The sequence below is a fragment of the Bacillus sp. ISL-45 genome, assembly GCF_018613195.1.
Classification (GTDB): Bacteria; Bacillota; Bacilli; order Bacillales; family Cytobacillaceae; genus Mesobacillus.
On record NZ_JAGGQQ010000006.1, the window covers coordinates 299,597 to 325,838 of the forward strand.

The following is a 26,242-nucleotide window of genomic DNA, read 5'->3' on the forward strand; positions in this document are numbered from 1 at the left end:
GTTTTAACCTTTACCCTATTGAGTATGATAGCATTTTATCATCAGCAAATCAATAGGCTCCTCATTCAGGACTTTAGTATAAACAAAGTGTAACTTTTGTCTTTATCAAAATTCCAGTCAACAAAGTAATCTGTTATTTTTGCGTTTAGGTACCTTTCATATGAACTTTGATGCTGGGTAATCACTTTCTTTTCCAGCTTCCTTTTTGCAATCTTCAGCGTTTCTTGAAACCCTAATTGAATAAATTCTTTTTCCAGGCTTATTAGTATGCCGTGGCGTATGATTATCAGAGTCCGCTCATTAAGCAACTTAGAGTGGGTTTCTTCTGGGGCTTTCTGAATTTCCATGCTTAATTCTATTGTTTCTTCCTCAACCAGGTTTTTATTGTCGTATACATCGAAATTATATGGCTGGTCATTTTCAAAAATGAATAATAACATTCCTGATTTTTCGTCTAGATTCCAGTCATAGTAAAATTCTTTTATTTTATCTTGTGTATTCAATTCGATATAGGATTTGATTTCTTCTTCAAGGGTTTCCATCATCAAATCTCTTGTCTTTTGGACATATACGCTTTGGTGATTAGTTAGTAGAGTATTCTCCATCGGGGACAAAAAGTTGGTAATATAGATGGATGCGAAAGGCTTCGAGATAGTACAAAACACATTACCCGGCCCACGGCCAAAATTCTCCCTTAACATCTTCCCAATATATCCGCTGATTTCTTTTTCAAGCATTGCTATTTCCATAATATACCTCACTATGTAATTTACTCCTCTTTATCTCTTCCCTAATCCAGTACTGGCAAAACCATGAATACGTCGTACTTAATTTAGAACTAAACTGCAGATTTATGTATTAAACATTAAAGGTTTATCGTTATATTCAAAGCTGGCTTCGGGCATATTATCTTTAAGTAAGGCTCTTGTCTCAAACTTTGTTGCTGTTTGACTACAAAATAGGATTGAACTTCGTAAAGTTGACTCTTTTATGAGAAAAGAGCAGACAAACTTAATACCGACCTGCAAAATGCCTTATATTACGTTAAAATCGGCCTTAGGATTTTAATAACAATCTTTAGGTAAACAGCCTAAAGTAAAGGGGCTCAATATCTTGGATAGCACTCATAATTCCATTAAGATGACAGCTGCAGAGATTTCATACCTTTGGACAACCTATCTGTCAGATACGATGTCTATTTGCGTTTTAAGGTATTTCCTACAGCATATAGACGATTCTGAAGTAAAAGGGCTGGTAAAGCATGCACTTGATTTGTCTTATCAGCATGTGGAGATTATTAAAGAATTATTTGTTCATGAGCGAATAGCGGTTCCTTATGGTTTTACTGATCAGGATGTAAATCTTAAAGCTGAGAGATTGTTTTCTGATATTCTTTACTTAAAATACATAAAAAACATGGCTGGCGGCGGTTTATCTGGTTACAGCAGGATGCTGCCAAATATATATCAAAAGACATAAAAAGCTTTTACTCGAAGGCATTAACCTCCTCAATGGAGCTGGAAAATAAGGCTACATTGATCCTTCTGGACAAGGGACTGGCTACACGTCCTCCCTTCAATCCTTATCCGGATAAGGTGGAATTCATCCAAAAACAATCCTTTTTCCTTGAGAGTCTGGGCCGCAGAGGAGCATTATCTGGCACAGAAGTAACTCATCTTCACTTTAATATTGAAACGAATCAATTAGGAGCCGCACTGTCAACAGGTTTCATTCAGACAGCCCAAAACAAGCAAGCACGTAATTATTTTATTAGAGGAAAGGAAATAGCTCTAAAACACACTAAGGTCTTTAGGGATTATTTAGAAAAGCATTCCCTTCCGGCGCCTGGCGGAATTGAACCAGAAGTCACAGAATCAACTGTACCAGTTTTCTCAGATAAATTAATGATGTTTCATTTCAGCGTAATGATTTATGCTGGTATAGGCAATTATGGCGTTGCCATTTCAGAGAGTCAAAGAAGCGACCTTGTGATTGATTATTCGCGATTGAACGCAGAGATCCTTAAATATTCCGAAGACGGGATCAATATCTTGGTTGCTAATGAATGGCTTGAACAACCGCCTTTATCAATTGACAGACAAAATTTTTCAAAAAACTAATTGCAAAAAAAAACACCCAATGGATGTTTTTTCTATATATGCATTGAATAACTTATCCAATTCTTTACGTTAATAAAGCTCTGAATCTATAGGCCATAAATAGCTCTTAAGCGGCAGGGATCTTTCTGTATTAAAGTGGATTCCTTCAGATTCCAGCAACAGTTTCTGTGTAATGAACATTTCTTCATCCCGGAAGCCAATTTCGCCTTTTGAATTAATTACCCTATGCCACGGAAGACCATGTTTTTCTGACATCGAATGGAGTATTCGGACAACTTGTCTTGCGGATCTTGGGCTTCCAGCCGCTTTTGCTATTTGCCCATATGTCATAACTTTCCCATTTGGGATTGCCTGAATGATTCTTATAACGTTATTAGTAAAGCTGGTCATTATTCCACTTCCTTTTCTACAAAGGCTGTTTTCGTAAAGATTGTTTAACGTGATCAAAAGCCATTTTGCAGGTCGGTATTAAGTATGCAAGCTCTTTTCTCATAATTAGCTTTAATTTTGTGAAGAAACATAGGTTTTTCAATCCAATTTAGTATTCAATAGCAACAAAGTTTGAGAAATGAGCCTCTTCAAAACAAATATATCATAAAAATCCCTAACCTTAAGCCAGGGATTTTTATTTTTATCATATAGAAGAATAAGATTTAAATTTTTTTATGATTGCCCAGCAAATTAGTCCTATTAACCAGTAAATCGGAAATGAATAAATGTGTTTCCAGGTAATTTCTTTATAAATCCCCAGGTACACCATGAAAGGTTCTGCAACAAAAGCCAGGAAAAGGGATAACACACCTGTAGCGAAAAAAAACTTTTTAAATGACATACTGAATTTTTGATAGACCATCATAAAAGGGATTATCACGACCCCCACATCATATGGATATAGCTGCGGATTTAAATACGGAGTGAGCCTGACCGGATATGTCCATACCATAGCGTTGCTTCCGATTGAATCCAGGAAGATGGCTGTAACACCATAGAATAAGCCGTAGGCTGTATTTTCAATCAGACTCGTTTTATCAACTTGTACCCACCAGACAATTGCCGGGACGATGGAAAGAACCACCAAAAACCACCATTTATAGGTTAGGAAATTATTTTCATACCAGTACGTCCTTAATACTTTATGAAATTTCTCCTCAGCATCCAATAGTTCCTGGAGCGAGATAGAGCTTATAATCATATAATCATTCAATTGGTATCCAATTGCGCAAAAAACTAATGAAAGCATAAAATCACACCCTTTGTATATAGAGTGTGATTTTTGCTCTTTAATATGTAGATTTCAACTAATTTTGATGCTTTATTTCTTTATATAACTCGATAAACTGATCAGGCTTTGTATTCGTAAAATAGGAATACACTCCTCTTGTTGTATGCAGATAAAGAAACCCTTTCATCCCTGACATTTTCTTGAATGTAATATCTAAAATGTCATGTAGATGAAAAATGTCAGAAGCAGTGGTGATCCTGTCATGATACATCCGTATGAATTGTTCGTTTTCAATATAAACTTGCTCATTATCCTCAATTCTGCGATCCACTTTTAAGTATCTATGTGAACAGAGCATTCACAGCTTCCTCCCTTCTGATCATTTTTCTTCCTTTTTTTATTTTACTCATGTTGTTTAACAATACCAAATATATTTAACAATAATAACAGGTGTTTCATATTGAGGAGGATATTTTTGAAGTGCATCGGTGAACTTTTAGATCAGGAGAAGTACTCGGTCAATGGGAGAATTGCGATTATCGAAAATAAGGAAGCCGTATTAAATGTGTTTGGATTCAGGAGTGCCAAATGGCTTGATTTATGGGATATCGACTCACGGATTCTGACACTTTTTTATAAATCATTTGAAGCTGATTTCGATTGGTTCATCGTGGTATATGACTATCCAAATTTCTGTGCAGACAAAGATATAAAAGAAGCGATTATCTGGCATGAACTGGGTCATATTGATTTCCCGGTGCTTGAGCAGCAGCTTAATATAGAAAATGAAATACAATGTGATGGTCTAGCTATCAAAAATGGGCACCAGGAAGGCATCCGAAAAATACTGAATCTTACCATGAAGATGGCTAAAACACTTAACCATGAAATTTTAACTCATATTACGTTCGAACGGCAACTGAAACTGCCTGGCTGAAAAATGATCTTAAGACTTGAAGAATTTTAATTTACGATTTCACGCTTTAAATTCCCTTCATCTTATTAAAAAACCTGATTTTAGCAGGAGACAAGCTCCTGGCTCGCCCTTCTAAAATGGTTCCACAAAATAAAGATAAAGAAGTCCCAAAAAATCACTTTTGGGACTTCTTCTTTACATCAACCAGTATTCCTTAGTCCAGCAGCAACGCCGCTGATTGTTAATAAAACCTGAGTCAATAATTCATCATCCGGATTCTCATCCTTGCGAAGCTCTTTAATCAATTCCACCTGAATGAAGTTTAGGGGATCGACATATGGATTTCGTCTATGGACTGAATCTTTGATATTTGGTGTATGGTCAAGAAGTTCCTCATCCTCTGTAATCTGCAGAAGGATGTTCTTGGTTCGTTCATATTCCTCCAGAATATTGCCAAAGATACGGTCAGCAATTGCTTTATCTTCCACAAGTGAAGTGTATTCCTGTGCAGTAGTTATATCCGCTTTCATTAAAGCCATTTGAAGATTATCAACCGTACTTCGGAAAAAAGGCCATTCTTCATACATTTCCTGTAAGACTTTCAAATTCTCTGGATTTTTCTGTACGAAGCTCTGCAAGCCTGTTCCAGCCGCATACCAGGCCGGGAAAAGCTGTCTGCTTTGTGTCCAGGCGAATACCCAAGGAATCGCACGAAGATTTTCGAACTTGGCACTGTTTTTACGGCTCATCGGACGTGAACCGATATTCAATTCAGCAAGCTCTTTCAATGGTGTAGCCTGATTGAAATAGGAGATGAAATCAGGATCCTCGAACACTAACGCCTGATATTTCCTTAAAGAAACGGCAGAAATCTGCTCGATGGCATCTACCCATCTTTGGTCACGCAGGTGGCCTTGCTCTGATTCTTTCAATACATTGGCTGCTGCCTTCATCATAGTTGAGGTTGCCTGTTCGAGACTTCTATAGGCAATATCCTTCAACAGATAACGAGAAGATAAGACTTCACCTTGCTCGGTAATTTTGACTCCCTGTCCAAGTGTCTCGACAGGCTGGGAAAGCAGGCTCTTGTTCAATGGACCGCCTCCACGGCCGAGAGAACCCCCTCTGCCATGGAAGAACTTAAGGCCGATTTGATATTTCTTCGCCATTTCATTGATCTCCAGCTGGGCTTTGTAAAGCTTCCAGTTGGCTGTCAATGTTCCCCCATCCTTGCTTCCATCTGAGTACCCAAGCATGATTTCCTGCTCGTCGCCCATTTTTTCCAAATGGTTGCGGTAAATTGGCAGTTTGAATAAGGTTTCCATGATTTTAGGGCCAGCTGTCAAATCATCGATTGTTTCGAGTAATGGAGCGACGTTCAGATCGGTCTCGAATGTACCATCGGCATGGAGTCTGTATATACCGGCCTCCTTTGCAAGGACTAGCACTTCTAGCAGGTCGCTCGCTGATTGAGTCATACTCACTAGATAAACGGAGATTGAACGTTTCCCGAATTCATTGTGCGCACGCTTGATCATCTCAAAAACTTGAAGCATTTCCTGCGTCTCTTTTGAATAATCCTCATGAAGGAGGAGCAATGAACGTGGATCTTCAAGAATTTTGACAAGTAATTCCTGTTTTTCATCTTCAGTAAGTGATGGGTAATGCTGAGCGATTCCGACCTTTTTCAGTATTTCTGCGATTGCTGCTTCATGTTCACCGCTGTGGTTTCGGATATCCAGTGTAGCAAGATGGAATCCGAACAGCTGTACTTGCCGAATCAGCTTTTGCAAAGTTTTAAGCTCATGGTGCACTGGATGGTGCTGATAGATGCTTCGTTTGATCACAAGAAGATCCTCAAGCATTTCCTCTGATGATTTATAGCCGATATCTGATTTTCCAGCTTCCTTAAGCCTTTGAATGATAACAGCAAATTTACGGCGATAGACCTCGCCCTCAATATTCCACTTTTGATCATTTGTTAAATATTTTCCCTCATCTTTAATGACAGATGCCATTAGCTCATCACTGACAGCTGCTCTTGTTGTTGAATGGCTGAAGCGCTTCATCAAATCAACCAGAACAGCTTTATATTTTTTAAGCACCAGGCGTCTCTGTCTTTGCAATGTCTCCCACGTAATATCCGGAGTCACATTTGGGTTTCCATCCCTGTCGCCGCCGATCCATGATCCAAAACGGAGGAAGTGAGGTACTTTCCATTCATGTTCTGGATAATGATCCTTAAGGCTGGTTTCTACTTCCTGATGGATTTCAGGCAGCACATCGAATAGGGTCTGGTCAAAATAATAAAGTCCGTTCCTGACTTCATCAATTACAGTAGGTTTGCGGTCTCTTAATTCATCAGTCTGCCACAGGACAGAAACCTCATTGAACAGGCTTTCCTCAATCCTTTCACGCTCTTTCCGGGATAGGATAGGATTGTCCAGACTTTTAAGGATATCTGCAATCCTTTTTTGGATTTCCAAGATTGAACGCTTGGTGGCTTCCGTAGGATGGGCTGTAATAATCAATTCTAAAGAAATGGTATTTAGTACATTTTGGATGATATCAGAGGATATATAATTGTCTTTCAATGAAAGGATGGCTGCTTCGATAGAGCCTGGCTGTGCGCTGATTTCAGACTTAAGCAGATAGTCGCGGCGCCTGCGGATCCGATGATTTTGTTCTGCTGCGTTGATTAAATGAAAATATACTGAAAAAGCTCTGATAACATTTTTTCTCATTGGAACGGACAAACCTGCGATCTCCTCTTTTAAAGCAGGATATGTATCGCGATCATGTTCATTTCTGAGCGTTTTGCACATCGCACGTATTTTTTCTACTTTTTCAAATAACTCCACTCCGCCATGATATACGAGAATATCTCCAAGGATGTTTCCAAGCATCTTCACATCCCTGCGTAATGGCATACTGCTGTCATTCACTTCAATTCCTGATGTCATTTTGTCACCTTCCTATTACTTGTAAGAATATTTTAAATATTAATATATCATAAAAGTACCTAGAATGTGAAATAATAAGCATATTAAATGGTATTATCCGTTTTTTTCTTTTTGGTTAAGGCTGTTTTCGTAAAGTTTGTTGTTAAAATCCTAAAGTCGATTTTAACGTGTTATAAACTTCATTCGCAGGTCGGTATTAAGTTTGCCTGCTCTTTTCTCACAAAAGAGTCTACTTTGCGAAGAAAAATAGGTCATTCAATCCTATTTTGCAGCCAATTGCTACAATGTTTGAGAAAAGACCCTTGGTAAATAACTAATTATAAGTGTAAGTATTCCTTACTTCTTTTTCCACCTAAACGCTCCAGAAATATACTCTTATTTAAAAAACGCTTCCCAAAAGGGGAGCCTTTTTCATTTCATGACTCCTTTGGTTGGCTTGAATAGTCTTTACTTTACTTTCAATGCTTCACTCTCTTGTTTTACCCGTTATACAAAAAATGGGTCACTTACCCAGGTTCAAATGCCCTCATTGTAATAAAAGATAGTTTTTAAAATAAAACATCCTTAGTCGCTTGGCTTTACAGCTATGGCTGTAAAAGGGCTCCCGCTTACTTTTAATCCCCGCGACTGTCCATTCTTTTTTCATTTTCAAGCATATACATATAAAAAACTCTTTTAGTCAGCCATATCTTTTTTGTTGATATGTCCATGGAGTAAAAGGATGTGAAAAAAATGATTATTCTTATTAGTGATCTCCACTTGATGGATGGGACTGCGGGAAGGCATCAGCTTGATGCGGAGGTCTTCATGGATACCTTTGTTGAGCTCGCCCGGCAAGCAACGGCAGCTGTAAAGCATTTAAATGAAAAGGATCAAGATATTAAAATTGTTCTTTTAGGAGATATTTTTGATGTGATCAGGACAGAAAGGTGGTTCCTGGAAAAAAGCAAAAATAAAATAGTTGAAGTTCCTTTGTCAGACCGGCCTTGGGGAGGTCCTGAGGATGAAAAAACAGAGATAATAGCTGTTGATATTCTTAAAAATATTATGAAAACAAATAGAGAAATAGTATCCATTCTATCTGGACGGGCTTGGCAAAGTATGGGCTTTCCAAAAAAGCCTGATATCGTCTATATACCAGGAAATCATGATCGATTATGTAATGTGTATCCATCAATGAGGAGACTGGTGATTGATGAACTCGATCTGCAAGATTTGTCGTATATAGATAAATTCCCAAACTACTATCTAAACGAACAGCATGGAATTTTAGCACGTCATGGCCATGAATGGGACCCATTCAATTTTGAAGGTGACCATCAAAATCCACAGAGTTACATGGCAATCCCAATAGGTGATGTTATTGCTTCAGAGATTGCCTCAAAACTTCCTGTCCTTGTTGGTACGAAACTGAAAGATATTAACCTTCCAGAAGAAGATATCAATCAAATTTGTGATAATTTCAGGAACCTATTCGACGTCCGTCCAATGTCAGCTATCATTCCTTGGCTATCTTTCCAAGTCAAGCGGTATGAACAATATGGCAGACTCGTTCAGGATGCAATCAACTCAGCTTTTAGACAAGTTGGAGATGAATTTATGGAAATTCCATTTGTTAAAGGCTGGATAAAGGAACATGATCGCTTCTGGCATCCCCTGGATAACGGTGATAAGGTACAGCTGTTGGGAACCCTATTGAGAACATTTGATATAACCAATTCAGAATGGAAGCTCAAGCTAGTTGACAAATTTAATATAATCAAAGAACTTTGGACAGATGATAAATATTTAAAGGGAGCAAAAAAAGATTTTGAAGCCCTTCCTAAAACATTCCAATACGTACTATATGGCCACACGCACAACCCGTTTAAAGGTACTGTAGAAATTATTAAAGAAAAAAATAAATCAAAACAAAAAGAAAGGGTTTATTTAAATACAGGTACTTGGAGACCAAGATATCATCATTCCATAAAGGAAAATGGTTTTTCAAAGTGGAATAACCTTACCTATACAATTATATATAAACCTGGGGAGATGTTTGCCGGCATACCTGTAAAACATCCCGTATTTGAACATTGGACAGGTACAATAAATAACTGAATATAGTTATAAACTATACAAGATAATATAAAACGAAGCATACTCAAAAGACCAAATATGGTCTATTTTTTAAGTGCTTTTCTTGGAAAAGGTGGAAGACTCCTTCTTATTAAGTTCATTAGGGTTATCTCTTCACACCTCTGGATGGATAAGTTACAGTTTATTTATCGGAATTACTTGAGCATTGCATGCTCTTTCGTAAAATTCGATTGGGCCAGCCTGGTCAATTATCACTTCCTTAAAACCTATAAGCCTCATCTCATCAAGGCAGGAATGGAGAAGCGCTTCCCCTATCCCTTCGGACCTTCTGCTAAGAGCAACTCCCATCGGTCCAAAATATCCATTCGTTTTATAAGCGGCAAATCCGACAATTTTGTCCGATGAATCCGTTGCAATAAAAATTGCAGGCTGGGTGTGGGAAAGGGCGGTTTTAATTGATTGAACCCATTTTCCGGAGAATTCATCTTCTATAAATCGAAGTAAGTTTTTTCCATCATCATTAGTCACTTTCCTGATATTCTGATAAAGTAATGAACGCATGGTATAGCCGGATAGCGTCATCCGCATATCTCGTGATACCACTGCTATACTTAACAGAGCTTGCTGTTGTTCCTCCGTCAGCAGCCCGGATGCATGGCCTGCAGCCATTAAAGACTTAAGTACATGACCTTCATTTAAATAAACTTGATTATAAGAATTCATATAACCAATGGATACCTCCATCACCTGCTTCGTTTCCGCACTCACAGGAAAATGAAAAGGTTCATAGGATACTCCCTTAACATCTTGAGGTTTAGCGGCACTCCTTATAGAATCAATACCAATCCCGCTTTTATCTTTAGATTCTTTAACAGGAAATGAACCGTCATCCAAACAACCGATCAACAAATGAACTGGCAGCAAACATTTACTTCTCGTCCTTGCACATTCCTGTTCAGCAATCCATAAAGCCCTGGCCATTTGTTTTGTAAGCTTCACATTCTTTAAGTCCATAGACTTCCCTCTTCCTTGATCATTCATTATATGAATGTTACCAAAAAACATTTAGGTTACTGATAATTTTGCCGCAGAATTCATTCTTTCCTTCTACCATCAGGCACTTACTCTTAGCTTCTCATCTTTTCTCCTGAAAGTTGTATAGCTGTGAAGAGCCATTCCGAGCATAACGAGGATGATTCCGACCCAGGATAATGGAGTTGGCAGCGGCAGTGATAAGATTAAAAATTCTCCTGCCAGGGCAAAAAGCACCTCCATTGCCTGGGTTGCTTCTACGGCAGCGAGTTTCTGCATATTGCCCCTCACTAAATCTGTTGCCTTAAAAAATAAAACAGTCGCTATTACGCCAGAGGTGATGGCTACTAAAAGGGACTGTAAGCTTTGGTTCATTGTAGGAGGACCCTCCGTCAAAAGACCATATAAAGCTAAGAGCAGCCAAAAAGGCAGACTGGCCAGAGTCATTCCCAAGACACGCTGATACGCATCAAGACTGCCGTTGGTAACTTCCATCATTTTTCTATTTCCCAATGGATAAGCGAAGGAAGCGATTAATACTGGGATCACTCCAAGTAAAACCATTTCGATCGGAATTTGCCTGGCGTGTTCAAATTGCATAAGCAGTATCCCTGCTAGGATGATTACGGACATCCCGAGCCCCTTAAAAGGAATTTTAGCCCTGACAGAAACTAAACCTTGGTTGGTCATTGTTGCTTCATAAAACAATGGACTGAGCAAAGCACCCGATATGATTGTGATTTGCCATGTACCAGCAATCAGCCAGCCAGGAGAAAAGGCTGCGGCATATGTAAGCGGCGCATAGAACAAGACAAAGCCAACGAAACTCCAAATAAACCATGGATACGGGTTTTGTATGATATTCTTGATTAATGGCTTCAAATTCTTCCTTGCTGCCACTATGGCCACTAGAAATGGAACCATGAAAATGTATCTAAGTGAGGCACTCCATATCCAGCTTCCCCCTGATAATTCCATAGATTGATTCAGGACAAAGGTGAACGCAAAAAAGAAGGCTGCTAAAACTCCTAATAAAATAGGTCCCATTAACTCTATCCCCCCTTTGAATTAGGCTCTATTTGTAACTTTATTTAAACAATATACCATATGCAGAGTATAGTTTTCACCAAGTTTTCCCATAAAAAAACACCTGGCATGCCAGGTGTCCGAACTTTATTGTTCTACTGTATTTCATTTGGTTTTTCATAAGTTACATATGTTCCTGCAATGAAATCATGGATCGCTCTTTTATCCTGACGGATTCCTACCATGAACGCACTGACGATAACACCAAGCCCCAATGTTAGTACATAAACGAGACCTGCCACAATTGTACGCATTAGCATCGTACCAAATCCAAGTTTCTCTCCATTGACCTTTGCGATTCTTACACCGACAATTTTCTTGCCTACTGTATATCCTGACCACACTACAGGAACAAGCAAAGTGTATAGCAAGTTCAGTGAGGAAGTAAAAGCATTTTCTTCCGCACTTCCTGTTACTAAGTAGCTAATGATCGAGAGCGGGACACCGATAATTAATCCATCTAAAATGGCTGCACCCAGTCTTACCCAAAAACCTGCTGGTCTGTTCATTGATTTACCTCCTAGTTGCACAATTATTTATTTTGGCTGTTTTCGTAACGATTTTTGTTAAAATCCTAAAGCCGATTTTAACGTGATAAAAAGCCATTTTGTAGTTCGGTATTAAGTGTGCAGCTCTTTTCTCATTAAGCTTTAATTTTGTGAAGAAACATAGGTCATCCAATCCTATTTTGTAGTCAATAGCAACAAAGTATGAGAAAAGAGCCTTTATTTTAATAAATCTGCGATTTCCTGCTCACCTGATTGCAAAGCGTGCATCCTCGCAGTCATACCCGAATAATCTGTTAGCCCGATCTCTGCACCTAGCTCTATCAGTAGTTTTACTTTGTCGGTTTCACCACTGAATATTGCGTAAGTCATTGCTGTATAACCCGAGCCCATTTCTTGATAGTTTGGATCTCCGCCCGCATCATACAGTATGTCGATCATTGAGACATTCCCTCTTTCAGCAGCAGTCATGAAAGGGGTCATGCCATAATCGGATTCGTAATTCGGATCGGCCTTTAAGTCCAACAGCAATTGAACCATCTCGACATTATCATCCATAACAGCCCAATCCAATGATGTGTACCCATTATAGTCTATTTGATGGATATCTTCCCCATTTTCTATCAAACTTTCAACCTTCTTCGGATTTCCATTGATAACAGCTTCTATTAAGGGAGGAACTTCTATAGCTTCATCATTTTCTAAAGAGAAAGTCGTATTCACCTTATTATAGAGGATGAGTCCACCAACCATGGCCAAACCAGTAAGCATAAATGAAGCAGCCACAAAAGCTATAAGCGCTTTTGAGTTTTTGGAAGGAACAATGACTGAATCTTTTCCACCAAAAAAGAGGCTGATTTCATTCATTCTTTTTGGAAGCGGTGGGTGCGTTGATAGGATCTCTGCAAGCCAGACCACCAATCCTTTTTCCTTATTGATTTGGTCAAGGTATTCAGTTTTGTTCACCCTTCTAAATAAAACTTTTCCGATGGCCAGCATGGTAAGCCCGTTTTTCGCAGCAGCAGGGTTTCCTATATAGAAAGCTGCATAGCGGTCACAAGTATACTCACAGGCACGCAAATACATTTCTGCAATTCCTGGTATCCACATGGATGGAAGGATAAACATCAATTTGCCTAGGTGATTACGTTTTATATGGGCCAGTTCATGGGCAAGGACAAATTGAAGCTCTTCCTCAGCATTTTGTTCAATAAGTTCGAAAATCTCGGAGTAAACTACGACCATATTCCTGCCGAAAAAGCGCGTCGCAAAAGCGTTCATTATTCCGCCAGACTGCAGAACGTATATATCAGGGGTGCGTTTTATTCCCATTTTGATACACAGTTCTTCGACGGTTGAATGAATAAGCGGAAACTGATTTCCGCCTATTTTCACTGCATTGAGCCGTATCTGGCCAATCATCAAAGCATGAAGTACTAATGACATTATCAAGAATGCTGCAATTATCAATATCCCTGCAATGGATAAAGCAAACAGAATGTAAGAAGCAATACTTATACTTAATACAATCCAGAAATATTTATTCTCATTTTTATGTACCAGTTTTTTCTCGTTGAAGGTTCCCTCTGTCATTCCCGCTATCTCCTTAATCACAATTAAATAGATTATAGGAGATTTTTATTAATTGGAATAGATGTTTTTTATAGGAATATAACCCTTAATTTACCTGTTTTTCAAAGGGTCCTTTACAACAGACGGCCTTATTTGTCTTTAAAAAAGATGTTCCATTTTAAAATACTTTTTTTGCTGTTAGTTTCAGTATCTGCCTTTCTATTTTGATATTGGTCAATCAGTTCATTCAGTCGGTCAAGCTGAAATGCATAATCATAAATCGCAGAACCAATGATTGTGAGTCGAAGTCGATCATTCCGTTCGATGGACCTATCCTCGATGATAGTTTCAAGGAATAACCCGCTATTATTAAGAATATTGTCCCTATCAATTCCCCGGATTTTCCCCGAATATTTTAGAAGAATCATCTCATGGTATTGGATCAGTTGTTCGAATTGAGCATCAAATTCGTCTGTCTCATGCGGTTCAGGACGGCTTTGAAAAAAATGGTCCTCGACGATATCCAAAAGTCTCAAACCTTGATGAAGGCAGGCAAGCATTTGCTTGAACACTACCAGTTCCCTCACATCAAGAGGTTTCACCTTTGATATTTTTTCTCTTTCCTCATCGAGTATTTTATAGAGATCTTCAAGCTTGGCTATGTCCTTTCTCAGCTGGCTCCATTGACCCTGAAAAGTTTTCTCTGTCAGTTCATTGGATATGGCTGTCCTGATCAGCAAGGACATGGTTCTAAAGCTATTATCCATTTTTTCGGTAAAATTCTTGTTGAAATTTGGAGGTGAGACGATTAGATTAACAAGGAAAGCAGACCCCATCCCAACAAGGACAATGACAAATTTGTTTGCTGCTGTTAAAATTCCGTTGAATTCATGTGAACTCATCATGATTAAAACAGTGATTAGTGTTAAGGATATTGAACTTTCCATTTTGAGCTTTAAGCTTATGATAATGACAATAACTGTAACTAACCCTATGACAATCGGGTTGTTTCCGAATAGATATATTGCTGCGATTGCTATGATCGCACCAAGCGTATTTGCCTGGAACTGCTCCAATACTTGTTTCCATGATCGATAAATCGATGGCTGAATCGTAAAGGTTGCTGCGATTGCAGCAAAGACCGGAGGCTCCAATCCAATCCATTTTGTTATGTATAAAGCGAGTGCAACGGCCACTCCTGTTTTTAAAACTCTTGGACCTAAAGTTATCATTTAAATCACTCACTCCCTAATGAGAACGCTTATATTTTAACATACCTTCCTTGTTGGAATAAAACATATATCAATTATACTTTTGATGAATCAAAGATTGGTTTTTTTAGAAGACAAAAAGATTAGCATTTCCTCAAGCGGGAAATAATATTCAAGCAGCTTTTTTAAAAAAGGTGGGGATAAGATGGTAATGCTGGATAAAAATCATGACCCGAGAATAAATGCTGAACTGATTGGACAATTATCAGGAAAAACTTTAAAAATACAGGAACTGGTTGAGGAGACAAACGAATTATTCGAAGAAGCAAGTGAGCATTACAAACCTTTAAAAATGAAAATAAATTCAGGTATTTCTTCTTTTTTCAGTAATTTCACTGCTAGTTTACGCAGAGTCATCCAGACAAAATCTGCTTTCGATAACGCTTTATCCTATGAAACCGTTGTTGATAAAAACGGCAATGTCTTTCCTGAATGGATGGAAAGATTGAATGAGCAGTATCAAACTTTACTCAAGGAAATTGATCGCGAGGTCAATATGGAGGATTTTGGTGCGATTGGGGATGGAAAAACGGATTGTACAGAAGCTTTCAGAATGGCTCTTGGCAAAGGGCGGGTAAAAATATATATACCTGAAGGTGTTTATATCGTCAGAGAGATGAAACTCCCCTCCTTCACCTATCTGGTCGGTGCCGGAAAAGGAAAAACGGTTATCAAACTGCATGATTCCGCACCAAAAAGCAGAAGACTCATAACAAATAGAAACCACCGCACTGGGAATCGAAATTTATATGTGAAAGGATTGACTCTGGATTGGAATGTTGAACGTTTGGGGAAGGTCGAAAAAACCAGTACTTGGGGTAACCATTCCAGCTGTCTGCTTTATGCCAATGTAAAATATGGCTGGGTAAAGGATGTAGAAGGCGTTAACCCTGGACTTCACTGTTTTGATGTTTCTTCTCCTCAATATAATTATTATGGTGATGGTTATCGAGCCCGTGGAGGAAGTGAGTTTATCTGGCTCGATAACCTCAATGGCCATGGTTTCGGTGATGACGGAATTACAACTCACCATAGTGATAATATCTTCATTTCAAATTGCCATATGAGTGATCCAAGTGGCAAAAATCATAAAAAAGGATTTTCAAATTCAAACGGAATCGAGATAGATGATGGTTCGCGAAATGTCTGGCTATTGAACAACTCCTCCGCAAGATGCTTTGGCGGAATTGAAATCAAAGCCCACCATACGTCTTCTGCAGCCAATAATGTCGTCATCATAGGCCATCTCTCTGTAAATGACAATCGATCTTATAATTTCAGGCATATAGGCCACCACAAGGAAAATGATCCTGAATCAAAAACTGCTATCAACATACGAGCAGCAAATATCATATCATATAAACCGATTCATACTGGGTTATATGCAAACTCTTCACCAAGAGCAATGGTAGTGTCAGCTTATAAAAATGTGGCTGTGAACCAATTTACTGCTATTGGGGATCCTTCCTATGACTATGGTGGTGAACCTGCAATTGCCATTCAGTATCGTTCAAGAAATGTGGTTTTAAAAAATGTGGCAATAAGCGGCTTTTCAAATGCAGGCAGCGATATAAAGGTATTTGGAGGCAGCAACCACGCTGATAATGTTAGAATTCGAAATGTCCTTTCTAGACATTCGGCACCCAAAGCCATTCAAATAGGGAAAGGTGTCTCCATGGCTATAGTTGAAAAGGTCTTCGCTGAAGCTGTCAATGGACAGACTGTAGTGGAACTTGCAGAAAATCAAAATAAAGCCCTGGTAAAGGAAATTGACTCAAAAGGATTCAAAGAGGTAATTTGGGGAGGTTCTCCCAGAAATCAGACAACCGTTTAAATTATATGGCAAAAGGAAGCAGTTCAATCTGCTTCCTTGATTTATGAGAGCACCCATTTTTCAATTGCCTGTGCAACTCCGCTATTCTGATTAGTACCTGTTATATCATCCGCAGCTTCCTTTACTGTTTCCTGGGCATTGCCCATCGCGATTCCAAGACCCGCTTCAGTAATCATGGCAATGTCATTCAGACTATCTCCCACCGCCATTACATTGCCCATTGATATTCCCAATAGTTCGCAAACCTTCTGCAACCCCACAGCCTTATTGATGCCTAGGGCATTGACTTCGATATTTTTGAGGCTTGAATTGCTAATTTCGAATAAACCTTTATCTTGTAATTCTTTGAGTACACTTTCTCTTATTTCATCTTCTTCTATATGGAAGCCAAATTTAATCCATTCTTGGGAAAATATGTCCTCTGGCATATTATTCCTCCAGACGTTTTCACTGCTTGTCGCCCAAAACCCCGTCTTATGCTTTTGGGACAGTTCAAACATCCATTGGATATGCTCGGTATCCACCTTACTTCTTTGTACCAGTTCCCCATTCGGCCCCCATATCTCTCCGCCGTTAACCGTCACGAGATAAGAAGACAGTTTAAGGGATAATAAGTAATCCCTTGCTGTTTTGAGACTGCGGCCAGTACTGAGTACAACACGCACCCCTCTATTTTCGGCTTCTTTAATCGCTCGTCTATTATTCTCTGTAACCTCATGCCTGTCATCTAGAAGTGTTCCATCCATATCCAGTGCAATCAGTTTGATATCAGGCTTTTTATTAATCAAGATGAACCTCCTTTAGTTGCTTTTATCTTTTTTATTGAGACTATCAATGGCCTGCTTTACTGTAGCGAAGGTTTTGATGTTTGAAAAATCTACTCCACCCTCCACCGCAGCCTGCGCAAGCTCTGGTCTCATTCCAGTAGCAATTGAACTTACACCCAACAGCCGTAAAACATTGTGGATATCAAAAATGTGCTTGGCAATCGTTGCATCAATTGTAACGATTCCTGAAAAATCAATTATTAAAGACTGTACTTTTTGGTTTGCAACCAAAGGTATTGCCCTTTCCAATATCAATCTGGCACGGTCATGATCCAGTTTTCCTACTAAAGGGAGTACCGCTACGTTTTCTTGTACTGGTACGACTGGAGTGGATAGGATATCCACTTCAGCCTGGACTTCTTTCATCAATTTTGAGGTTTGCCTTTCAAATGCAAATACGGTTTCATTTATGCTAATATCAAGCATACTGTTCACTCTTTTATTGATCCAAATTAAATCTTCCATGTTAACGCCATGCCTCAGACTAATTTCCGCCATTTTATCGATAAAAACAACCCTCGTAGGAGGATACCTAAAAAGGATGTCAGAAATCCTGCCTCCTTTGGCTGCTTCCCGTTCTCCATTTTGTTTGCTCCATTCAAGAAGTCTCTTAGAAGTTGTTTCATCTTTATTCTTGATAGAGTCACCAAGAAAACTAAGATACTCCGTATATACTATGATTGCCTGGTCAACTTCCTGCTTTGGTATCTCCACACCAATCAGTTCAAGTATGGAATTAACCATTTCCTTTGCGATGAATTCGGAATTTTGCTGAAGTTCATTTGCTACTGCTGAAGTTGGATTCACAAAGGTCACTTCCTTTTTCACTTAAGTTATTTCGTAATTATTGCGGATTTTACAAAAAAGATTATGAGTAATCCTGTATTAGCTGTTCAAAAATCCCTGGATAAGCTCGGTTGCAAGGAAATCTTTGTTTGGCACAGCAATTCGGCAATGGCCTATTTATTAATATTAGGATACATCTTTAACATAAATTAATCTTCTTTAAACCTGTTAAAACCTTCTTTAGTTATAAAAATGATCTTGTTGACCTAGGTATATAATACTCCTGGTGTATATGGAATCCAAACCAATGAGTGTTTCGTTCCATAACTCAATATTCCTTGGATATTCTCGTCAGTTCAAAAAACTCTTTCTCTGGTTTCATCCATTTCGTTCCTTTATCAGAAACGAAATAAATCCCTTCTTCCAAATCGTAGTATACTTCAACTGTTAAGCCGCCAAAATCAATTACGCTTTTCCCGGTATAATAAACCTGTTTTCGGTCTGCTTCCAAAGCTCCATTTATCATACTGATTACCTGTGGAATTGCTTGCTTATCCTTCATTTTGTAGCACTCGCCGCTACGGTCCGGCTGTTCGTTAATACAAATTTCTGAAACCTCCGCCTCGATCCATCTGTCAGAATTCAGTCCTTCTCTTTTATCAAAAATGACTTCTGTTTGATTAAGGTTCTTATAATAGGCCGCACTTATTGATAGTACCCAGGTTGTGTTATCTTTTTCCCAAAAAGAAGTAAATCCCGCTCCATCTTCTGTGTTAGTTTTGGAGGATTGTGACATAGTTAATCTCCATCCATTGTTTGGGAGTTCCTTCTCGTAAAACTGCTTGATTTCTTCCCACTGATCCCCTTCGGCTCTATAAATCGGACTGGCTGGCTTCAATTCACTATAAAGTGGAATATCTTCTGTCCGCTCTGGTATTATTGCAAGCCCGTCATATTTCTCTTCCTGTTTTATTTGAAAATAAAAAAGTCCGCCAAGAAATGATAAAATGATTAAAATTAATACACCCGGTTTCCAAAATTTCAAGTCGATCCCTCTTTGCCTTATTACTATATATTTTAGAATTAATTGCTGCTTGTCAAATAATCATCCAAGTCGAATGCCGAATCATTAACGCTGTTCAAGTCGATCCACACATGACTCAAAATCACTTTTTGCTTTTGCAGGGAAAGACAGCAACAAATTTACGAAAAGATCCCTACTTTATAATAATGTAAAAAATGGTAGAATTGAATACTCATTGGGTGCTTTATATTATATAAAAGATTATATTTAAAAAGGGCTGTTTTCGTAAAGATTGTTGTTAAAATCCTAAAGCCGATTTTAACGTATATAAAGCCATTTTTATGGTCGGTATTATGTATGCATGCTCTTTTCTCATTATAAAGAGTCAAATTTGCAAAGGAAAAAAGGTCATTCAATCTTATTTTGCTATCAATAGCAACAAAGTTTGAGAAATGAGCCTTATAAATAAAACTGTGGAGGGTTATGTATGTCGAATAGAAAAGATGGCAAAAACCGAAATGAAATCAAACCCGGCTCTAAAGTAAATATTGTCCTAAAAGCTGACCAGAAAACCGGTAAGCTCACTCCAGGAATCGTGAAAGATCTCCTCACTAAATCCAGCTCACATCCTCATGGCATTAAGGTCAGGCTGGAGGACGGACAGGTAGGCCGTGTAAAGGAAATACTGGAGTAAGACTTTACCTTGCCAATCCTGACTCGTATGGAGTTCCAGGCAAGGCTTCATAGACAATAAATTAAGCATTAAAGGGCAGTCCCTTTAATGCTTAATTAGTCTTTTCCTTTACTTTTTCAACAATCATTTTATTCAACCTCGGCGCCAACTGGAACATGATCGTTCCTATGATGGCAATCACCAAAATATAAATGCTGGCAAAGATCTTTAGCTCTCCGGTTGCCAGCGCAGCTATGATCACCGAGAATTCCCCTCTTTGTGTAAGGGATAGCCCTGCCTTCAATGAATCACTTCTTGAAAGGCCATACCATTGCCCTCCAATATAACCTACGATTAATTTATGGATCAGTGACCACAAAACGAGAACAATCAATAGTCCTAAATAAGGGATGTCGCTTGTCATTTCAATATGAAGGCCAAAATTCAGGAAGAAAAAGGGAAGAAAAATATTCCTTACTGGCAATGCAGCTTTTTCTATCTTGTCCTTAATTGAAAGCTCAGACAGCATCATTCCGGCAAGAAAAGCTCCGATAACCTCTGATAACCCAAGAAGCATCGCAATCCCGCCGTATGTTAACGCAATACCCGTAATCAACACAATAAAAATATCATCCTGGTCAATTTCTCTTAAAATAGACTCTGCCTTTTTGAAAACCACCCTGGCAAAGAACATGGCAACCCCCGCGAGAAGTACTATTTTCAAAATAATTAACAGAAAATCAATTAACGTAAAACCTTTCCCGGAGAGACCAATCAATACGGTTACAAGAATAGGAGCAATCAAATCCTCGAAAACCAGGATCAGGAGCATGAATTCGGATTCATTGTTTTCAGTCCTGTTTTTATCTTCAAGCAATTTCGCTGTGATAGAGGAACTGGTAGCGTAGACAATACCTCCGACAATTAATGATGAAACCCAATCCAGACCGAACAGCAGGGCTATTCCCGCAGTTACAAATATCCCAAGTACAGCATCCAGGAGGCCGCCTCTCCATACCTTCGCACTGTTCGAAACCAACCTGTTAACCGGGAATTTCAATCCTAGAATAAAGAACAACAGGACCAGACCGATCTCCCCTGCCACTTCAATTACCTTTGATTCTTTAATAACCAAGGATAAAACGAGGCCAAGCAAAATATATAATAATATATCCGGTATTTTTATTAATTTGATGCCGATTATACCAATCAAAAAAAGCACTAATAAAAAAAGTCCAATGACTAAAGTCAGATTCAACCCGCAACAACACCTTTTCAATTTTTTAAAGCAATAACCTGTCCTAATTACTACCCACTTTCCATGAAATCAACACTAGAAAATTAAATTCAGAAGGGCCTTTCTTTTAATTTGTCAGAAAAGCTGTGGTAAAATTAGTTATAAAAGTCATATGGAAGAATCTATTAAGGGGGAAGAAATGAACAGCATTCCAGAACAAGCCCTTGTTCAGCAGCAGCATAAGGGCATCACGAAGACTAAACTCGCAAAGAGAATTTTTTTCATCATTTTCGGTGCTGTCCTGATGGGCGTTGGAATTGAAGAATTCCTGGTCCCCAATAAAATTCTTGATGGCGGTATTGTCGGTATCTCAATCATCCTCTCACATCTAACGGGCTGGCGACTCGGCCTCTTTATATTTATCCTGAACATCCCTTTCTTTTTCATTGGCTATAAACAAATTGGCAAAACATTTGCGCTATCAACCGTATTGGGGATCACTGTTTTATCTTTAACGACCAGCTTCCTCCATGATTGGCCTGTTTTTACAGAAGATTTACTCCTGGCTACTGTTTTCGGAGGAATCGTTCTCGGTGCTGGAGTAGGAATCGTCATTCGGTACGGCGGTTCTTTGGACGGTACGGAAATACTTGCGATTCTGGCAAACAGAAGACTGCCATTTTCAGTCGGGGAAGTAATCATGTTCTTTAACATCTTCATCTTTGGTACCGCAGGCTTTGTCTTTGGTTGGGACCGGGCAATGTATTCCATCCTTGCCTATTTCATTGCCTTTAAAACGATTGATATAGTCATCGCAGGACTCGATGAATCAAAAGCAGCCTGGATTATTAGTGAACAGCACAAGGAAATCGGTGATGCAATCATGGCTCGTCTTGGCAGGGGAGTCACATATTTGACTGGCGAGGGAGCATATACAGGTGATGACAAGAAAGTCATCTTTTGTGTTATCACTCGTCTTGAGGAAGCGAAATTGAAATCCATTGTCGAAGAATTGGATGAGTCAGCGTTTCTTGCTGTAGGCAATATTGCAGAAGTGCGTGGCGGCAGGTTTAAAAAACGGAATATACACTAGAATACAGCGAATAAAAAAAGCTCAGAAATCTGAGCTTTTTGTTTTCAAACAGGTCTTTTAAGCTTGCTGATCAATTGGATCAGTCAGTTAAAAGGGTTGAAATAAAATGACATTTCCAAGCTCAATAAGGAGCTACTAATGAATACACATTAGTATCATAGGAAAGTCCGCCTTGAATCATATAACTCCTCAGAACCCCTTCTTTTTGAAAACCGAGTTTTAGGAGCAATTCATTCGAATTTTTATTTTCAAGAAATACAACGGCCCCAATCCTTAATAATCCCATTTCTTTCAACCCATACTCTATAGCCATCCTGATCGCTTCCTTAGCAAGGCCTTGACCCCAATACTCTTGGTTAAGCTCATAGCCAATCTCTGCTCTTCTATGTTTTGATGACACGGCATGAAAACCCACAGTACCTATGAGGGTTTTTTGGTTTTTTAATTGAATGCCCCATCTTATCCCTTTATTTTCAATAAAGCCTGCCTTGAAAGAATGAACCAGACCTCGTGCTTCTTCAATATTATCAACCGGTTCTGATCCATAATGCTTCATAACTTCAGCGTTCGAAAAATTGATAAATAAATCCTCAGCATCCTCTTCTGTAATTCCCCTAAGAATGAGCCGATCTGTTTCTAAAATTGGAAATTTCATATGTCCCCCAAATTAAATAAAATGATCTTTTTTATTTCTATATCAGATACAAAAAATCCTTCAAAGAAAGCCGCCCTATTTGGGCGGCTCTACTCAATCTTCCGCAGGTGCGGCGTCAACAGCAATTTGATAGGCATCCAGCAAATGCGACTTTTCAATGTCGCTATCCAGGCCAACGAGATATTGTTCGCCACCCTGCTCTTCTACTTTCATTAACATTGTTCCTTCTTCATCCCTAAGCATCGCGTAAGATTCTCCGTTCATATCAAATAACGCTTCTACTTCGAATTGTCTTTCCCTGCCCCTATCATCTGTTACAGTCACCAGGTCCCTGATTGAATCATTCTCCATAACTGCTTCACCTCCAAATATCGTCATTATATCTTCCCCTTCCTTGCCGGAAATATGATTCTTCCAAAGAAGGGCATCGCAAATCGAAATACTTAATGAATTTTAAATAAACTTTTAAATTCACTTCTTTATTTTCATCTATATAATATTTTTTAACACACTGTTTTTTGGAGGCGGCGTTTTTGAAGTCAGCAGGAATTATCTTTGGCTCAATCATTGTTTCATTTGCATTCAACCTTTTCCTGATCCCCCACGGAATCATGAGCAGCGGGATTAGCGGTCTATCCATCATTTTATCAATGCTCACATCTATCAATACTGGCGTTTACAATTTCCTTTTAAACTTCCCCCTGCTAGTTTTAGGATATTTAAAACTGGGACGGAATTTCATCTTTTATACGATTCTTTCCGTCATCACAATTTCTATCGCTCTTTATGTTATACCGGTGTTTAAGCTTGCAGAGGATCCGATATTATCCTCGATTTTTGGCGGTGCGATCGTTGGTTTGGGGATAGGGATAATCTTCCGTTCATCAGGATCTTCGGGCGGCTTCGATATTATCGGGATGCTTCTGGCAAGACGCAAAGACTTCCCTATGGGAACACTATTGTTCGCGATGAATTCAGTCGTTATCTTATTATCAGGTTTTTTGTTTAGCTGGGATGCAGCTTTGAATACGCTTGTTTCCATTTTTGTCCTTGGCAAAGTGATCGATAAGGTACATACACATCACGTTAAGCTAACTTTGATGATCATCACTAGAAAAGGGGAGGAAGTAAAGCAGCATCTACTTGGAAATGTTTATCGTGGTGTAACGGTGATGGACTCTGTTGGAGGTTTTTCGAATGAGAGGAGCAACGTCATCATTACAGTCATATCCCGTTATGAACTTACAGAAGTTAAAACACTAATAGAAGAAATAGATCCAGAAGCATTTGTCAATATCACTGAAACCCTGGAAGTGATGGGGCTATTTCATAAAAAGCAGCATTAATGACATTCAAGAAGCTGGAAATACAGCTTCTTGGTGCTTTCCGAATTTTTATAGGGAAATTTCTCTTGAATTTTTCACAGATTCATCGTATAATAATTGAGTCGCTGTAATTAGTGAATGATCATGTATTTACTTTCTCAATTTATAACTTTAATTCGATTCACTTTCTAATACTTCATCTTAATTCTAATCATGTCCCAGTAGCTCAGCATCGACGAATTCGCATCTTTGAAATTGCTTCAGCGTACTCATCGAGATGCCTCTTGGTTTACTTTCTGAGATGAGGACGGGATATAACACTAATCGATTCACTTTCTAATAATACTTCATCTTAATTCTAATCATGTCCCAGTAGCTCAGCAGGATAGAGCAACAGTTTCCTAAACTGTAGGTCGGGAGTTCGAATCTCTTCTGGGACGCTTAAAACCTTGATTTTGAATCAAGGTTTTTTTATTTTTCGCAAGATGTTTCATTCCCCCTCTTTGCATCTTTCTTCTTCCTGAGAAATGCGAAATGAAGCCGAAATATACCTCTTCGAAGGATTATTTAATGACACTACTCATAGCCCCCTTTAAATAGAATTTACTACTTTAAATTTTGGTGAAAATGGCCAAAAAAAGTTAGTTCAATGGAACTAATTACATTTTTAATACGTCTATTATATTTGAAGCTCAATCTTATTCTATTAATATACCAATATTTTGTTTTTGGATTAAATAAGTTTGTTTGTGGTATTTATATTCCATAAGCAATTAAGCAAAAGGGGTAGTAACATGAAAAACAAAATAAAAGATTTGCCATATTTATTGTTTTTGCTGGTTATGCCAGTACTGGGCTTGATTTATAAGATCTTGAATAACAACCCTCGGGAAGCTGTAATCCTTTCAACTGATCTTGACGATAAGATACCTTTCCTTTCAATTTTCATTATACCGTATATCATTTGGTACGCCTTCATATTAGGTTATCTGATTTATTTTTGGTATAAGGATACACGGATCTATTTAAAGACATTGACTTTAATTGTTATTGGAGAGTTAGTTTGTTTCGTCATTTACTTCTTCTTCCAGACTACTGTTCCTCGTCCAAACCTGGTTGGTGACGGAATCCTTATAGAGCTTGTCGGCATGATATACAGTCATGATCAACCATACAATGCTTTCCCCAGCATTCATGTATTAACTACATTTGCCATAATTCTTGGCAATATCAACATCCGAAATAAACATATCATCCATTCAATCTTCGTTCCAGTAATGGGTTCGTTGATTATTATTTCTACACTGTTTGTTAAACAGCATTATATACTAGATATGTTCGCATCCATGTTTTTAACTTCATTTATTTATGGGATTGTCTTTGAATTATTTGAAGTTAAAGTTGCCAAAAAAGCCGATACAGTTTATGTAAAAGACTGAACAAGTATCTTTATAACGAAAGTGAAGAAACATAGGTCATTCAATCCCTATTTTGTAGTCAATAGCATCAAAGGTTGAGAAAAGAGCCTTTAAAAAAGAGCTGCGTCTGCAGCTCTTTTTTCGTTATTTATCGGTATCCTCTTCGCTTCTTACATCCGGTTTAACAGGGTATAGTTCTTCAGAAGCTTCTGTTTGGTACTGATAGTTTGTATTTCGATGTTCCCTCCCGCCATCTTCGAAAACATTCCCAGCCATATACTTATGAAAGAAGTACTCAAACAAAGCGATTCCAGCGGCTGATATTAGAGATGCCAGCAGTAAACTCTCTCCGTATGTCAAACTTTCTCCCAAAATCCAGATGATCATAAAGGCAAGTCCAAAATCTGCTAATGTTGCGATTGTATTGTTCGTTTTTGGCAAGAGGAACAAGTCTCCAATTACATAAGACGCTAACCCAAGCACCAAGGATATCAAAAAAACATTGGTAAAAGACATATCGTACATCAGGCCAAGAATGACATATAGGAGTACCAGGCTGGCAAGGAACTTTATTGCCAGTGCTCTAGGATGTTTCATTAAAAT

The 26,242-nt window shown here is 38.5% G+C and carries 26 protein-coding genes and 1 tRNA gene; 10 read left to right on the forward strand and 17 right to left on the reverse strand.

What is annotated here, in order from left to right; translation table 11 throughout:
* Positions 1 to 65: 65 nt before the first annotated feature.
* Positions 66 to 737: a Na-translocating system protein MpsC family protein gene (locus J7E35_RS09715; protein ID WP_251040859.1), complete on the reverse strand. Its 672-nt coding sequence runs from the start codon at positions 735 to 737 to the stop codon at positions 66 to 68.
* A 376-nt stretch (positions 738 to 1,113) separates the two neighbouring features.
* Between J7E35_RS09715 and J7E35_RS23240 the strand changes: the two genes are divergently transcribed.
* Both J7E35_RS23240 and J7E35_RS23245 read left to right on the forward strand, forming a co-directional pair.
* Positions 1,114 to 1,479, forward strand: coding sequence for a DUF3231 family protein (locus J7E35_RS23240; RefSeq protein WP_251009598.1), 366 nt, complete (start codon positions 1,114 to 1,116; stop codon positions 1,477 to 1,479).
* Between the two features lie 32 nt (positions 1,480 to 1,511).
* Positions 1,512 to 2,120: a DUF3231 family protein gene (locus tag J7E35_RS23245; RefSeq protein WP_251040860.1), complete on the forward strand. Its 609-nt coding sequence runs from the start codon at positions 1,512 to 1,514 to the stop codon at positions 2,118 to 2,120.
* Between the two features lie 69 nt (positions 2,121 to 2,189).
* On the opposite strand, the gene J7E35_RS09725 is transcribed toward J7E35_RS23245, so the two are convergent.
* From J7E35_RS09725 to J7E35_RS09735, 3 genes are all read right to left on the reverse strand, one after another.
* Positions 2,190 to 2,510 (reverse strand): MGMT family protein, encoded by a 321-nt coding sequence (locus J7E35_RS09725; RefSeq protein WP_214779240.1) that lies wholly within the window; start codon positions 2,508 to 2,510, stop codon positions 2,190 to 2,192.
* 244 nt (positions 2,511 to 2,754) lie between these two features.
* Positions 2,755 to 3,360 (reverse strand): CBO0543 family protein, encoded by a 606-nt coding sequence (locus J7E35_RS09730; RefSeq protein ID WP_214779242.1) that lies wholly within the window; start codon positions 3,358 to 3,360, stop codon positions 2,755 to 2,757.
* A gap of 58 nt (positions 3,361 to 3,418) precedes the next feature.
* Complete coding sequence (locus J7E35_RS09735) at positions 3,419 to 3,700, reverse strand: hypothetical protein (RefSeq protein ID WP_214779245.1); 282 nt, start codon at positions 3,698 to 3,700, stop codon at positions 3,419 to 3,421.
* Positions 3,701 to 3,817: 117 nt separating this feature from the next.
* Between J7E35_RS09735 and J7E35_RS09740 the strand changes: the two genes are divergently transcribed.
* Complete coding sequence (locus J7E35_RS09740) at positions 3,818 to 4,279, forward strand: hypothetical protein (protein WP_214779247.1); 462 nt, start codon at positions 3,818 to 3,820, stop codon at positions 4,277 to 4,279.
* A 179-nt stretch (positions 4,280 to 4,458) separates the two neighbouring features.
* On the opposite strand, the gene ppc is transcribed toward J7E35_RS09740, so the two are convergent.
* On the reverse strand, positions 4,459 to 7,221 hold the full coding sequence (gene ppc / locus J7E35_RS09745; protein WP_214779249.1) for a phosphoenolpyruvate carboxylase: 2,763 nt from the start codon (positions 7,219 to 7,221) through the stop codon (positions 4,459 to 4,461).
* A 723-nt stretch (positions 7,222 to 7,944) separates the two neighbouring features.
* Here ppc and J7E35_RS09750 point away from each other — a divergent pair.
* A complete protein-coding gene (locus tag J7E35_RS09750; protein WP_214779250.1) occupies positions 7,945 to 9,321 on the forward strand; it encodes a metallophosphoesterase family protein in 1,377 nt (458 codons plus the stop codon).
* 153 nt (positions 9,322 to 9,474) lie between these two features.
* Here J7E35_RS09750 and J7E35_RS09755 read toward each other — a convergent pair whose 3' ends face one another.
* The 5 genes from J7E35_RS09755 to J7E35_RS09775 all read right to left on the reverse strand — a co-directional run bounded on the left by J7E35_RS09755 (position 9,475) and on the right by J7E35_RS09775 (position 14,728).
* Positions 9,475 to 10,314, reverse strand: a complete 840-nt coding sequence (locus J7E35_RS09755) for a GNAT family N-acetyltransferase (RefSeq protein WP_214779252.1) — start codon at positions 10,312 to 10,314, stop codon at positions 9,475 to 9,477.
* Positions 10,315 to 10,413: 99 nt separating this feature from the next.
* Positions 10,414 to 11,379 (reverse strand): DMT family transporter, encoded by a 966-nt coding sequence (locus J7E35_RS09760; protein ID WP_214779255.1) that lies wholly within the window; start codon positions 11,377 to 11,379, stop codon positions 10,414 to 10,416.
* A 134-nt stretch (positions 11,380 to 11,513) separates the two neighbouring features.
* On the reverse strand, positions 11,514 to 11,927 hold the full coding sequence (locus tag J7E35_RS09765; protein WP_214779256.1) for an RDD family protein: 414 nt from the start codon (positions 11,925 to 11,927) through the stop codon (positions 11,514 to 11,516).
* 216 nt (positions 11,928 to 12,143) lie between these two features.
* Complete coding sequence (locus tag J7E35_RS09770; protein WP_214779257.1) at positions 12,144 to 13,517, reverse strand: M48 family metallopeptidase; 1,374 nt, start codon at positions 13,515 to 13,517, stop codon at positions 12,144 to 12,146.
* Positions 13,518 to 13,645: 128 nt separating this feature from the next.
* Positions 13,646 to 14,728: an FUSC family protein gene (locus J7E35_RS09775; protein WP_251040861.1), complete on the reverse strand. Its 1,083-nt coding sequence runs from the start codon at positions 14,726 to 14,728 to the stop codon at positions 13,646 to 13,648.
* Between the two features lie 184 nt (positions 14,729 to 14,912).
* On the opposite strand from J7E35_RS09775, the gene J7E35_RS09780 reads away from it, so the two are divergent.
* The gene (locus J7E35_RS09780; RefSeq protein ID WP_214779258.1) at positions 14,913 to 16,601 is read left to right on the forward strand and encodes a glycosyl hydrolase family 28-related protein; all 1,689 of its coding nucleotides are present in this window, start codon (positions 14,913 to 14,915) and stop codon (positions 16,599 to 16,601) included.
* Positions 16,602 to 16,642: 41 nt separating this feature from the next.
* On the opposite strand, the gene J7E35_RS09785 is transcribed toward J7E35_RS09780, so the two are convergent.
* From J7E35_RS09785 to J7E35_RS09795, 3 genes are all read right to left on the reverse strand, one after another.
* Positions 16,643 to 17,392, reverse strand: a complete 750-nt coding sequence (locus tag J7E35_RS09785) for a Cof-type HAD-IIB family hydrolase (RefSeq protein ID WP_214779375.1) — start codon at positions 17,390 to 17,392, stop codon at positions 16,643 to 16,645.
* A 9-nt stretch (positions 17,393 to 17,401) separates the two neighbouring features.
* Positions 17,402 to 18,235, reverse strand: coding sequence for an STAS domain-containing protein (locus J7E35_RS23685; protein ID WP_353050353.1), 834 nt, complete (start codon positions 18,233 to 18,235; stop codon positions 17,402 to 17,404).
* A 307-nt stretch (positions 18,236 to 18,542) separates the two neighbouring features.
* On the reverse strand, positions 18,543 to 19,259 hold the full coding sequence (locus J7E35_RS09795; protein ID WP_214779259.1) for a hypothetical protein: 717 nt from the start codon (positions 19,257 to 19,259) through the stop codon (positions 18,543 to 18,545).
* Between the two features lie 466 nt (positions 19,260 to 19,725).
* On the opposite strand from J7E35_RS09795, the gene J7E35_RS09800 reads away from it, so the two are divergent.
* Positions 19,726 to 19,932 (forward strand): YwbE family protein, encoded by a 207-nt coding sequence (locus tag J7E35_RS09800; protein WP_214779260.1) that lies wholly within the window; start codon positions 19,726 to 19,728, stop codon positions 19,930 to 19,932.
* A gap of 91 nt (positions 19,933 to 20,023) precedes the next feature.
* On the opposite strand, the gene J7E35_RS09805 is transcribed toward J7E35_RS09800, so the two are convergent.
* On the reverse strand, positions 20,024 to 21,133 hold the full coding sequence (locus J7E35_RS09805) for a cation:proton antiporter (RefSeq protein WP_353050355.1): 1,110 nt from the start codon (positions 21,131 to 21,133) through the stop codon (positions 20,024 to 20,026).
* A gap of 214 nt (positions 21,134 to 21,347) precedes the next feature.
* Between J7E35_RS09805 and J7E35_RS09810 the strand changes: the two genes are divergently transcribed.
* Positions 21,348 to 22,241 carry a YitT family protein gene (locus tag J7E35_RS09810; RefSeq protein WP_214779264.1) on the forward strand — a complete coding sequence of 298 codons (894 nt, stop codon included), beginning with the start codon at positions 21,348 to 21,350 and terminating at the stop codon, positions 22,239 to 22,241.
* 121 nt (positions 22,242 to 22,362) lie between these two features.
* On the opposite strand, the gene J7E35_RS09815 is transcribed toward J7E35_RS09810, so the two are convergent.
* Together J7E35_RS09815 and J7E35_RS09820 are read right to left on the reverse strand one after the other, a co-directional pair.
* Positions 22,363 to 22,896, reverse strand: coding sequence for a GNAT family N-acetyltransferase (locus tag J7E35_RS09815; protein WP_214779266.1), 534 nt, complete (start codon positions 22,894 to 22,896; stop codon positions 22,363 to 22,365).
* 93 nt (positions 22,897 to 22,989) lie between these two features.
* The gene (locus tag J7E35_RS09820) at positions 22,990 to 23,274 is read right to left on the reverse strand and encodes a DUF1292 domain-containing protein (RefSeq protein WP_251009595.1); all 285 of its coding nucleotides are present in this window, start codon (positions 23,272 to 23,274) and stop codon (positions 22,990 to 22,992) included.
* 155 nt (positions 23,275 to 23,429) lie between these two features.
* On the opposite strand from J7E35_RS09820, the gene J7E35_RS09825 reads away from it, so the two are divergent.
* From J7E35_RS09825 to J7E35_RS09835, 3 genes are all read left to right on the forward strand, one after another.
* Positions 23,430 to 24,242: a YitT family protein gene (locus J7E35_RS09825; protein ID WP_214779268.1), complete on the forward strand. Its 813-nt coding sequence runs from the start codon at positions 23,430 to 23,432 to the stop codon at positions 24,240 to 24,242.
* Between the two features lie 345 nt (positions 24,243 to 24,587).
* A tRNA-Arg gene (locus J7E35_RS09830) sits at positions 24,588 to 24,661 on the forward strand.
* 354 nt (positions 24,662 to 25,015) lie between these two features.
* Entirely contained in the window at positions 25,016 to 25,660 is a 645-nt protein-coding gene (locus tag J7E35_RS09835) for a phosphatase PAP2 family protein (protein ID WP_214779270.1), read from the forward strand.
* 123 nt (positions 25,661 to 25,783) lie between these two features.
* Here J7E35_RS09835 and J7E35_RS09840 read toward each other — a convergent pair whose 3' ends face one another.
* Positions 25,784 to 26,236, reverse strand: coding sequence for a YndM family protein (locus J7E35_RS09840; RefSeq protein WP_214779272.1), 453 nt, complete (start codon positions 26,234 to 26,236; stop codon positions 25,784 to 25,786).
* Positions 26,237 to 26,242: the final 6 nt, after the last annotated feature.